This window comes from Herbidospora mongoliensis, assembly GCF_001570545.1.
Classification (GTDB): Bacteria; Actinomycetota; Actinomycetes; order Streptosporangiales; family Streptosporangiaceae; genus Herbidospora; species Herbidospora mongoliensis.
Genome location: NZ_BBXD01000018.1, coordinates 384,171 through 394,330, shown reverse-complemented (window position 1 = coordinate 394,330; position 10,160 = coordinate 384,171). Strand labels below are relative to the sequence as shown.

General features: G+C 68.6%; 13 protein-coding genes. 9 read left to right on the top strand and 4 right to left on the bottom strand.

Going from position 1 to position 10,160, the window contains the following annotated elements; genetic code table 11:
• The coding region (locus tag AW272_RS27770) for a transposase (RefSeq protein ID WP_169807645.1) at positions 1–620 on the bottom strand (620 nt) is incomplete at its 3' end.
• Positions 621–1,047: 427 nt separating this feature from the next.
• Between AW272_RS27770 and AW272_RS27765 the strand changes: the two genes are divergently transcribed.
• The 7 genes from AW272_RS27765 (at position 1,048) to AW272_RS27735 (ending at position 7,347) form a co-directional block, all read left to right on the top strand.
• Entirely contained in the window at positions 1,048–1,266 is a 219-nt protein-coding gene (locus tag AW272_RS27765) for a site-specific integrase (RefSeq protein ID WP_066371096.1), read from the top strand.
• 557 nt (positions 1,267–1,823) lie between these two features.
• Entirely contained in the window at positions 1,824–3,005 is a 1,182-nt protein-coding gene (locus AW272_RS27760) for a coiled-coil domain-containing protein (RefSeq protein WP_245657746.1), read from the top strand.
• Positions 3,006–4,009: 1,004 nt separating this feature from the next.
• Positions 4,010–4,291 (top strand): helix-turn-helix domain-containing protein, encoded by a 282-nt coding sequence (locus tag AW272_RS46330; protein WP_066371090.1) that lies wholly within the window; start codon positions 4,010–4,012, stop codon positions 4,289–4,291.
• A 191-nt stretch (positions 4,292–4,482) separates the two neighbouring features.
• A complete protein-coding gene (locus tag AW272_RS27750) occupies positions 4,483–4,977 on the top strand; it encodes a pyridoxamine 5'-phosphate oxidase family protein (protein WP_066371088.1) in 495 nt (164 codons plus the stop codon).
• A 10-nt stretch (positions 4,978–4,987) separates the two neighbouring features.
• On the top strand, positions 4,988–5,392 hold the full coding sequence (locus AW272_RS27745) for a YciI family protein (RefSeq protein WP_066371086.1): 405 nt from the start codon (positions 4,988–4,990) through the stop codon (positions 5,390–5,392).
• Positions 5,382–6,587 (top strand): RNA polymerase sigma factor, encoded by a 1,206-nt coding sequence (locus AW272_RS27740; protein WP_066371085.1) that lies wholly within the window; start codon positions 5,382–5,384, stop codon positions 6,585–6,587. Before AW272_RS27745 ends, AW272_RS27740 begins: the two co-directional genes overlap by 11 nt.
• A 142-nt stretch (positions 6,588–6,729) precedes the next feature.
• The gene (locus AW272_RS27735; protein ID WP_218011096.1) at positions 6,730–7,347 is read left to right on the top strand and encodes a class I SAM-dependent methyltransferase; all 618 of its coding nucleotides are present in this window, start codon (positions 6,730–6,732) and stop codon (positions 7,345–7,347) included.
• Here AW272_RS27735 and AW272_RS27730 read toward each other — a convergent pair whose 3' ends face one another.
• Complete coding sequence (locus AW272_RS27730) at positions 7,348–8,073, bottom strand: calcium-binding protein (protein ID WP_157518824.1); 726 nt, start codon at positions 8,071–8,073, stop codon at positions 7,348–7,350. It abuts the gene before it with no gap.
• Positions 8,074–8,207: 134 nt separating this feature from the next.
• On the opposite strand from AW272_RS27730, the gene AW272_RS27725 reads away from it, so the two are divergent.
• Positions 8,208–8,666 carry a DUF5946 family protein gene (locus tag AW272_RS27725; protein WP_157518823.1) on the top strand — a complete coding sequence of 153 codons (459 nt, stop codon included), beginning with the start codon at positions 8,208–8,210 and terminating at the stop codon, positions 8,664–8,666.
• Positions 8,667–8,677: 11 nt separating this feature from the next.
• Positions 8,678–9,082 (top strand): VOC family protein, encoded by a 405-nt coding sequence (locus AW272_RS27720; RefSeq protein WP_157518822.1) that lies wholly within the window; start codon positions 8,678–8,680, stop codon positions 9,080–9,082.
• On the opposite strand, the gene AW272_RS27715 is transcribed toward AW272_RS27720, so the two are convergent.
• Together AW272_RS27715 and AW272_RS27710 are read right to left on the bottom strand one after the other, a co-directional pair.
• Positions 9,057–9,677: an ATP-binding protein gene (locus AW272_RS27715; RefSeq protein WP_066371183.1), complete on the bottom strand. Its 621-nt coding sequence runs from the start codon at positions 9,675–9,677 to the stop codon at positions 9,057–9,059. The two genes, AW272_RS27720 and AW272_RS27715, sit on opposite strands and share 26 nt — an antisense overlap.
• Positions 9,678–9,717: 40 nt before the next feature.
• Positions 9,718–10,158, bottom strand: coding sequence for a MarR family winged helix-turn-helix transcriptional regulator (locus tag AW272_RS27710; protein ID WP_066371080.1), 441 nt, complete (start codon positions 10,156–10,158; stop codon positions 9,718–9,720).
• Between the last annotated feature and the right edge of the window lie 2 nt (positions 10,159–10,160).

The window sequence follows — 10,160 nt, the reverse complement described above, 5'->3', positions numbered from 1 at the left end:
GCCCGGGCCTGCCCGTCATCCCAGGCGATGCGCGGCTTGCCCGGATCGGCGTAGTCATGAGCGGCGCAGAGTTCGGCCGCGACCTGCGCGGCGCCGGGCACGTGACGGATCACCCGGCGGATCGCGGCGATCAACTGGGTGACGGTGTCCTGGGTGGCCACCGCGTCATCCAGGACCGCCGAATCCAGCGCCCGCCGCTGCCTGCCCTTGAGTACTCCGGTCGCCGCGACCACCTCACCGACGGCTTCAAAGATCCGATCCGACCTGTTGGAGCGGGCCAGCCGCCGCCGGAAATAGGTCAGCAGCGACGGATCGAACGCGCTGTCATACAGTCCCAGCCCGCAGGCGGCCTTCCACCGCAGGTCACACCGCAATGCCTGCACGGTGTCGACGTCCGATAGCCCTTGCAAGGTCTGCAGCACCACCGCGGCCGCCAAGATGTCGGGCGGCATGCTCGGACGTCCGTTGCGCGAGGGATACATGTCCGCGAACATCTCCGCGGGAAACAGCGCCTGACGATGCTCGGCCAGGAACGCGAACACGCTCCCGGCCGGGATCAACTCCCGGCAGGTCTGCCACACATCCGGCCCGATGAGGTCTCCGGCCCACTCACCCTGCATGTCAACCACTCTGGCCTCCGTCCAGAAAGAACGAGGCCAGAACACAAGATCTTCAGCGGCCTTCTAGGCGAGTTTGGGGGCAGTCTCGCGGAACTGGTCGTGAACGAGTTCGTGCTCGGATTCCTGTCCCAGCTTGTCGTTTGGCTCGTGGTCGGACTCACAGCCGGGGTAATCAGCTGGGCGGAACAGCCCGTGTCTTTCACAGCCGCAACCACACCCCTGACAAGCTGGAAAGCCGATAGAACCTTGACCCGCCTGCGAGTCACAACGCTCTCGCTCGTGGTCGGCCTCGTGTTCGCGCTCATGGTTGGATTCGTTGGTGAGCTAGTAGACGGGCTCACAATCTGGGGTGTGGAAGGACCTGCGGTCGCGCTGGTGGTTGCCCCCGCGGTCGGGCTGCTGGTCGGGATCACACTGGGAAATCACCATGCTTGGCTGGTCTACACAATCGCTGCCCTCCAACGCCGAGGCGGTGACCGCGCACAGCCTGCGCGCCGGCGGGGCGACCGTGGCCTACGCCGCCGGAGTGCCCGTCTCGGTCATAGCCGCGCACGGCCGCTGGTCGCCCACCTCCCCGGTGGTGCTGGGCTACATCCGCGCGGTGGATCGCTGGCGCGACAACGCCATGCGCAACGTCGGCCTCTGACCTGCGAAAACAGGAGCCCGGACGGTCGCGGGAGCCCCGCTCAGCCCCGGCTTCGTGGTGACATCAACTCTGCGTCTGGTGACAAAAACTCTGCGTTCGGTGACAGAAACTCTGCGCTCACCGCCAACGGTCGCCTACGCCGCCGACGTGCTGGTCCCGGTCATCGCGACGCTCCCCGCAGGTGCTGGGCTACGTCTGGGCAGGGGAGAACGCGATGTGCAGCGTCGGCCCGTGACCTGCGAAAACAGGAGCCCGGACGGTCGCGGGAGCCCCGCTCAGCCCCGGCTTCGTGGTGACATCAACTCTGCGTCTGGTGACAAAAACTCTGCGTTCGATGACAGAAACGCTGCGTTTCCGGTGACAAAAACTCGGCGCTCTACAGAAACAACGCGCAGGGGTGACGAAATCCACTGAATCCTCAGGTCAGAAATCCGCAGAGTCACAGTCACAGTGACGCGTCCCTCATAACGAGGATTATGTTGGAAGATCATCTAACCCCACGACACAACAGATCTTCATTATTGAATTTCTGTTTCTGGAAAATCGAAAATGCTAGGGTGATCTTCGTGACGTGCAAGCACTGCGGCAGATCCCTGGAGCTACGGCAAGGCAGGGGCCGCCCGAAGGAGTACTGTCCGGAGAGCGACTGTCAGGTCGCCGCCAAAAAATCGCGAGAGCTGCGCCGCGCTACCCCCGGCCTCGACGGTTCACTCGCTCGGGCCGAGGAGCTCTACGAGCGCATGGAGAAGGGCCTGGCCGCCGCGATCGCGCCGCTGGCGCTCGTGCTCGCCGATGAGCTCTCCCCGGCCGGCGTCGAGGCGCGGCTCAGTGCGGTGCAGGCTGAGGCGCATACCCGTGTCGCTGTTGCTCGTGCGGAGCGGGAGCAAGCCTTTGAGCAGGTACGTCTGGCGCAGGGGGCCACTGAAGACGCTCGCCAGAACGCTCAGCAGGCTCAGCGGCGGGCCGAGGAGGCCGAAGCCGAACGCGACACCGCGTTCAGTGACGCTGAGAGCGCTCGCGAGCAGGCGCTCGCCGCGCTCCGTGAGGCGGCGGCCACTGAACGGGTTGCCAAGCAGGCCGCTGATGAGGCGCGGCGGCGCGCTGAGCAGGCTGAATCGCGCCGGGACCACGCGGAGGCCGAGACGCAGGAGGCTCGTGCCGGCGTCACGGAGGCTGAGAAGAAGGCCCGGCGCGCTGAGGCGAGGGCTGCGGCCGCGCAGAAAGACGTACAGGAAGCTCGGAAGGACCTGGCCACCGCGGAGAAGGAGACTGCGGCGGCGACGGCCCGTGCTGACGCGGCCGAATCCGAACGTGATCGCGCCACCAGCCGGGCGGAGGTCGCCGATCAGGCCAGGGCCGAGGCTGCCACGGTCGCTGCCGAGGCGAAGACCGAAGCCGGTCGGCTCACGGGGTTGCTGGCGAAAGCGGAGCAGACGGCGGCCAAGGCGCAGGCCGAGCGGGAGACGCTGGCCGCGGCGCTGAACATCTGTCAGGGCGAGGCGGCGGGTTTGAAGGCCGCTGCGGATTCGGCTCAGGCCGAGGTGGTCCAACTTCGGGCCGAACGCACGGCCGGGCAGGAGACGCTCGCCACGGTTCGGGCCGAGCTTGCGCTGGAACGGGCTCGGCTGGCGGATCTGCGGGGGGAGTTGGAGTCTGCTCGTACAGAAGCGGCGGTTTTGCGGGAACGGGCGGTCGCGGCCGAGTTGCGGTCCGCCGCTCAGGAACCGCCGACGTCATAGGGGTCGGTACGACTTATAGAGCTTCGTACTGCACACCGGGATCGCCCGGGAGCACCTGCTGCAAGAGCTGGGCTACGAGTCGGGCGGCGCCTGGACGAATGGAACCAGCTACCTGGTACTTCGCTGAAAGCTCGGCGTCGTCGGCCGACTGCTTCTCCACCCCGGTACGAGCTGGCCGACGAAGCCGTTGTTCTAGCTGCCACCAGCCATAAGGATTCCCTCGCGTTCCCGCCACCGAAAATCTGTAGTGGCCGATGTAGACATCCGTCGAGGGTGGGGGTAGAGTTCCTGACATCGCAAGGAACGGATCCGCGAGGACAGAGCAGGACGTAGGCATCACGACGAACTGTCCGGACGAGCGCGGATAGCTGGAACGAAAAGACGACGCAGTGAAGAGGGGCAGAAGGTCGGACGTGCCAGGGCCGAGCAGTGAAAGGGCCCCAGCCGTGGACGCGCTGCCACAGTGACAAATGAGATGACGTCGGACGCGCCAGGACCAAGTAGTAGGCAAGGGGTCCCGGCCGTGGACGGAGACGCTGCCCAGGCAGCGATGTGTGCAGTCGAAGTGGTAAGGCCAGCAAACAGCGAAAGGAGTGTTGAACGCCATCAGGATCGCCCGTCGTCGGCTGATGTTCGCCAGACGGGTACCGCAGTCCCACGGATTGGAAGGTGGTCTACGGTCAAGTATTTGCGATCCCCGCACCCCCGTCCCCATCGGACGGCCAGTGCGGAAAAAACGGATCGGCCTCAGGGCCGATAGATGGTGTTGAACCTCGTTGGCCCCGGCGCATCATGGCGCCGGGGCCCTGTTGGCATTTCGTGAAGGATGTCAGGAAGGTTGTATGGATCAAGCACAGCCATCGTCGGGCGGCGCACAGCCCGCGCTCCGCGCCGACGCCGACAAGGCCCCACGGGCCGATACCGCAGGGGCTGATGGAGGCCCCGCCACGTCGAGTGACCGCTCCGATCGCCGGTTCGACGATGAGGACTACCCCGCCTACAGCATGGGCCGGGCCGCCGAGATCCTCGGTGTCACCGCGGCGTTCCTGCGCAACCTGGGCGCCGCCAAGCTGATCGAACCGCAGCGTTCGGAGGGCGGCCATCGCCGCTACTCCCGCTACCAGCTGAGGCTGGCCGCCCGGGCCCGCGAACTGGTCGACCAGGGCACCGCTCTGGAATCCGCCTGCCGCATCATCATCCTGGAAGACCAGCTCGCCGAGGCGCTGCGTATCAACGCCGAGCTCCAGCAGCATGAGCCCGGCAGCGCGAGCCCTCCCTCGGCCTGAGTCCGGCGTCCTCTTGAATGCGGCTGGACAGCACCGGCATCCAGCTCACGGCGCCCTCCTCGCACCAGCGGGGCGCCGTGAGTCAGTGCGGGCGCTGCCGATTCCCCTGAAAGCTTCGTGGCGACATGTAGAGAACCCGCGATCGGCTCCGTCTAACTCTTGAAGGCGCTCAGCCAAGGAGGAAGACAAGCATGGATCGTCAGGACGTCGCCGAGGTGCTCGCCAAGCCGATCTCTCGGGAGCTGCTGGGATCCTCGATCCCCGCCCGGCTGGCCTATGTCGGCATCGACGGTGCGCCCCGGGCCATCCCGATCGGTTTCTGGTGGACCGGCGAGCACGTGGTCATGGCCACCGTGCCGAAATCGGCGAAGGTCAGGGCGCTGCGGCACAATCCCAGGGTCGCCCTCACCATCGACACCCAGGACGCGTGGCCGCCCAGGGTTCTCATGATCCGGGGCGAGGCACGGGTCGAGCTCGTCGACGGCGTGCCGGAGCCCTACATCGAAGCGTCCAGGAAAGTGGTACCTGACGTGCACTTCGAGGGCTGGGAGCAGGGGGTTCGGGCACTCTACGACCAGATGGCCATCATCACCATCGAGCCCGACTGGGCGAAACTGCTGGACTTCGAGACCACCCTCCCCAAAGCCGTCGAAGACCTGATGCTGGCGCACCAGCAGGGAAGCTGAGGAAGAACAGATGGCCAAGTACATGCTGCTGTGCAAGTACGACGACGATCTCGGAGTCGGACCGATGGCCACCTGGGACCCGGCCGACATGCACGCCCATCTCGACTACCTGCGCAAACTCAACCAGGACCTGATCGACAACGGCGAACTGGTGGAGGTGCAGGCGCTCACCGGGCCCGACATGGTCAAGGTCGTGACGGCCGGCGGACCGGCCGGCCAGGTCATCACCGACGGGCCGTACACCGAGGTCAAGGAGGTGCTGGCCGGATATCAGATGGTCGACGTCGAGTCGGAGGAGCGGGCGGTCGAGATCGCCGCGCTGGTGTCGGCGGCGCCGGGGCCGCGGGGTGTGCCGTTGCGGCAGCGGATCGAGGTTCGCCAGGTCATGGTGGCCATGCCGAGCGATGACCTCTGATCGCATCGAGGACCTGCTGCGCGAGCTGGCGCCGCAGGTCCTCGGCGCGGTCGTGCGGAGTTACGGCGATTTCGGCGCGGCCGAGGACGCCGTGCAGGAGGCGCTGCTGGCGGCCGCGCTGCACTGGCCGGGGGAGGGGCTGCCGGGCAACCCGCGCGGGTGGCTCATCCAGACCGCCGTACGACGGCTGACCGACCAGTACCGAAGTGAGACGGCGCGGCGGCGGCGGGAGGAGTCCGTCGCGCTGCGCGAGGTGCCCGGCGCCGAGCCGGTGCAGCGTGACGACACGCTGGTGTTGCTGGTCACGTGCTGCCATCCGGCGCTCACGCCCGCCTCGTCGATCGCGCTGACGCTTCGCGCGGTCGCCGGGCTGACCACGGCGGAGATCGCGGCGGCGTTCCTGGTGCCGGAGGCGACGATGGCGCAGCGGATCAGCCGGGCCAAGCAGAAGATCAAGGTCACCGGGCTGCGGATGCCCGATCCCGAGGAGTTCGGGTCGCGGCTGGGGTCGGTCCTGCACGTGCTGTATCTGCTGTTCAACGAGGGTTACGCCAGCAGCGCGGGCGCCGATCTGCACCGCACGGACCTGTCCCGCGAGGCGATCCGGGTGACCAGGCTGGTGCACGCGATGCTGCCCGAGCACGGCGAGGTCACCGGGCTGCTGGCTCTGATGCTGCTCAACGACGCCCGCCGCCCGGCCCGCACCGGCGAGTTCGGCGAGCTGATCCCGCTGGCCGGCCAGGACCGTGCCCGCTGGAACCGGGCGGCGATCGCCGAGGGCGTGCGCCTCACCGCGACCGCGATGTCGGGCGGCATGGTCGGCGAATACCAGCTCCAGGCCGCGATCGCCGCCCTGCACGACAGCGCCGAACGCGCCGCCGACACCGACTGGCCGCAGATCCTCGGCCTCTACGGCCTGCTGGAACGGCTCACCGGGAACCCGATGGTGAGCCTGAACCTGGCCGTCGCCACCGCCATGGTGCACGGCCCGCAGGCCGGCCTCGATCTGCTGACGCCGCTGGGGGAGCGGCTGCCCGGCCACCACCGGCTCGACGCGGTCCGCGGCCACCTACTCGAAATGCTCGGCGACCCCGAGGCCGCCGCCGCCAACTACCGCGCGGCCGCCGCCCGAACCCCCAACGAGCCGGAGCGCCACTACCTGACCGCCCAGGCGGCCCGGCTCAACCACGCCTAAAAGACACTTCCTTCCCGTTACGGCTCCGCCCACCCTGCACCGCCCGCCGTCCCCCCGGCCCTCCGGTTCCGAGCGCCAACCGGCCGCGCCCCCTCGTGCCGCGACGCCGTCCACGCGCCCACTGAGAGGCCATGATGAAAAGGTGACCTCGCTCTTCGCCCGCATGTGGCCCAAAATGCGCCGGACCCTCGACAGCCGTGGCATGACCGAGCATCGCCGTACCCTGCTGGCCGGGCTGGCCGGCCACGTTCTCGAGGTCGGCGCGGGCGACGGTGCGAACTTCGCGCACTACCCGCCGACCGTCATCCGGGTCCTGGCGGTGGAGCCCGAGCCCAAGCTGCGCAATCTCGCCGCCGAGGCGGCGGCCAGGGCGCCGGTCTCGGTGGAGGTCAGCGGTGCGTCGGCCGGGAAGCTCCCCGCCCCTGACGCCGGGGTGGACAGCGTCGTGTTCTGCCTGGTCCTGTGCACGGTTCCGGACATCGACGGGGCCCTCGCCGAAGCCCGCAGGGTGCTGAAACCGGGTGGGCAGATCAGGTTCCTGGAGCACGGGAGGGCCGATTCCGCTGGTCTTGTACGCATCCAGCGCGCCCTCGACGCCACCGTCTGGCCCCCTCTCGCGGGCGGCTGCCACACCTCGCGTGACATCGTCGCGGCCGTGGAGAGGGCCGGGTTCACCATCGACGACCTGCGGCGATACAACTTCCCGCCGGTCCGCACCCCGTGGTCGTTCCACGCGCGGGGCACCGCCACCGTCAGGTAGCTATTCGCACTTCGTCGTGGTGTCGGCGCCGGGGCCGCCGTTGCAGGAGTCGATGCCGGCGCCGCCGTTCAGTTCGTCCGCGCCCGTTCCGCCGTTGAGCTCGTCGGCGTCGGCGTCACCACGCAGCTCGTCGTCGCCGCTGCCGCCGTTGAGCTCGTCGACCCCCGCGCCACCGCTCAGGTCGTCGCCGCCCGTCCCGCCGTTCAGTTCGTCGACCCCGGCGCCCCCGCGCAGTTCGTCTTCGCCCGCGTCGCCCCGGAGGGTGTCGTCGCCGCCGTTGCCGCGCAGGTTGTCGTCGCCCTTGCCCCCGCGCAGGTCGTCGGTGTTGGCACTGCCGCGCAGTTCGTCATCGCCGTCGCCGCCGAAGATGACCACCTTCGGCCCCGGCTGGGCGGGAATGTTGACGACGACGACGTCGTCCTGGTCACCGGCCACGATCTTGATTCTGGTGGGGAGCTTGGTCACCACGGTGGTCGGGCTCTCGGCGGTGCAGCCCTTGATCGTGCCGCCCTCGTCCTCCAGCCGGAGGATGGCCCCGTCCTGGGTGATGGTGAGGTCGTTGGCGACACCGGGCTCGGCCGTGTAGAGGAGTTGGTTGCCGGTCCCCTCGCTGCACGTCCCGGCGATCACCGGGGCGGCCTTGGCGGCGGCGGGGGTCGCGAGGACGCCCAGAGCTAACAGCGCGGTCGCGGCCAGGGCGCTTGCAGATCGTCCAAAAGTGTTCATGGCTCAAAGCTAGGGAAACCGGACCGCCCTGCTCAGCGGTGCCGTCCCTAGAGGTTCAGGAGGGTCTGCCCCCATGTCGGGGCCGGATCAGCCGTGACAACATGGCCGGTCAGCCCTCGCCTATCATCGCGGCCATGACGTGTGTGTGCGGGGCGGCATCGGGGCCACTGGGTGAGTGTGCCGACCACTACTACGCCATCCTGGCCGAGGAGCAGGCCGATCCCGTCATGTATCGCTGGCACAACCCGGTCGTCTGCGCCTATCTGCTGCAGCACCCCGGCGACGGCCACGCGCAGTATCTCGACGTCCAGTTCCGCTGGCTGCAGCTCCTCCTCGACCAGGGCCTGGACGCCATGCTCCGCGTCCAGGCGCACCAGATCGCCCGCAACGGGCACAAGGCGCGCCGGAGCTACGACATGGCGCCGTTCGAGAAATACGCTCCGCTCCCGCAGACCGTTCCCGGGCATTTCAGCGCATCCTTCAGCGGGCTGCCCGTGATCGATGGGAGTTTTGTGTCCGACGGCCATGAGGCCTACGGGCGCCGGATCGAGATGATCGCCGAGGCGACCGTGCGGGCCTGGACTTCCAGCTGAAGGAGACGCGCGTGCTTCGAGGACCGGCCACGATCATGTACTGGGCCGCTGATCTGCCCGCGGCGAAGAGCTGGTACACCGAGGTGCTCGGGATGGAGCCCTACTTCGAGGTTCCCGGCTACGTCGAGTTCCGCGTCGGCGACTACCAGACCGAGCTGGGCATCGCCGACCGCCGCTACGCCCCCGACGACCTGGGCGAGGGCCCGGGGGGCGCGGTCGTGCACTGGGCGGTGGCCGACGTGGAGAAGACCCTCGACCGGCTGGTGGAACTGGGGGCCGTGGTCGTCATGCCGGTGACCGAGCGCGGCGACGGGTTCGTCACCGCGGCGGTCACCGACCCGTTCGACAACGTGCTGGGCATCATGTACAACCGCCACTACCTGGAGGTCGTCAACGGTCGAACCGAACCTCTTTGAGCCGGTCGGCCTGGGCCCGCGTCAGCACGTGCGCCGTGACGGCGGGCGCGGGATCTCCCTCCTGTACGCGGCCGAGAAGCCGCCCCCACCTGCGGATGTGCCGGCCGAAGGCGGCCTTCGGCACCACCCGTCCCCGGGTCTGCTGCCCGGCCATCGCCAGGTCGGCCGGGGTGTCGAGCAGCAACAGGTGCAACCGGGTGCCGCGGCTGACGGCCAGCCACGACAGGACGTAGAGGATCGGGACGGCGCAGCCCCGGTTGTGCGCGATCACCGGGCCGGTGCGCATCGCCCGGAAGATGCGGGACATGTGCGTGAGCCACACGACGGCGGTCCGCAGCGGTTTGGGCGCCCACGCCAGTTTGACCGCCCAGCGCAGCCGCGACTGGTAGCTGTCGATGACGGTCAGGCCGTGCCGGTCGACCGGCTGCTCCTCGTCGCCGCGCAGGGAATAGAGCCGGCGGAGCAGCGTGGTCTTCCCGGCGCCCGGTAGCCCGGTCAGGATCACCAACGCTCCCGGCGGATAACTCAGTGTGTCGGCCGTGCTGTCCGCGGCCGGAACCCCCAGGGTCAACCTGTCCCCTCCCGTTGCCTTCATGATGGCGAACATTTCCGGTCGATGGGGCTCAGTCGCCCTGTCAGTCGCTCTGCGCGACGTTCTGGATCGCGCGGGCCAGGCCGGCGACGTCGATGCCGTCGAGGTGGTCGAGCAGGTGGCGGCGCAGGCTGGCCAGGTTGCTCGGCCAGGCGCGTTCCAGGCGGGCCAGGCCCGCGTCGGTGATGACGGCGTTCCAGCCCCGGGCGTCGTCGTCGCTCCTGACCCGTTCGATCAGGCCCTGTTTCTGCAGGACGGTGGCGATGCGGGTCAGGCCGCTCAGCGACAGTTCGCAGGCGAGGGCGAGTTCGCCCATGCGCATCCGACCCTGTGGGGCCTCCGACAGGCGCATCAGGGCGGTCCACTCGATGAGCGGCAGTCGCTGTTCGCGCACCATGTCGGCGTCGATCGCGCGGGGCAGCGCGTACATCAGGCGCGGCAGGGCGCGGACCAGCGCGTCTTCGTCAGGGGAGAGCGGCCTCATGG

What these genes read in the sequence shown, in the direction of transcription:
- AW272_RS27765 (WP_066371096.1), top strand. Translation starts at nt 1,048, where the DNA reads ATGCTTGGCTGGTCTACACAATCGCTGCCCTCCAACGCCGAGGCGGTG.
- AW272_RS46330 (WP_066371090.1), top strand. Translation starts at nt 4,010, where the DNA reads ATGGGCCGGGCCGCCGAGATCCTCGGTGTCACCGCGGCGTTCCTGCGC.
- AW272_RS27750 (WP_066371088.1), top strand. Translation starts at nt 4,483, where the DNA reads ATGGATCGTCAGGACGTCGCCGAGGTGCTCGCCAAGCCGATCTCTCGG.
- AW272_RS27745 (WP_066371086.1), top strand. Translation starts at nt 4,988, where the DNA reads ATGGCCAAGTACATGCTGCTGTGCAAGTACGACGACGATCTCGGAGTC.
- AW272_RS27740 (WP_066371085.1), top strand. Translation starts at nt 5,382, where the DNA reads ATGACCTCTGATCGCATCGAGGACCTGCTGCGCGAGCTGGCGCCGCAG.
- AW272_RS27730 (WP_157518824.1), bottom strand. Translation starts at nt 8,073, where the DNA reads ATGAACACTTTTGGACGATCTGCAAGCGCCCTGGCCGCGACCGCGCTG.
- AW272_RS27725 (WP_157518823.1), top strand. Translation starts at nt 8,208, where the DNA reads ATGACGTGTGTGTGCGGGGCGGCATCGGGGCCACTGGGTGAGTGTGCC.
- AW272_RS27715 (WP_066371183.1), bottom strand. Translation starts at nt 9,677, where the DNA reads ATGAAGGCAACGGGAGGGGACAGGTTGACCCTGGGGGTTCCGGCCGCG.
- AW272_RS27710 (WP_066371080.1), bottom strand. Translation starts at nt 10,158, where the DNA reads ATGAGGCCGCTCTCCCCTGACGAAGACGCGCTGGTCCGCGCCCTGCCG.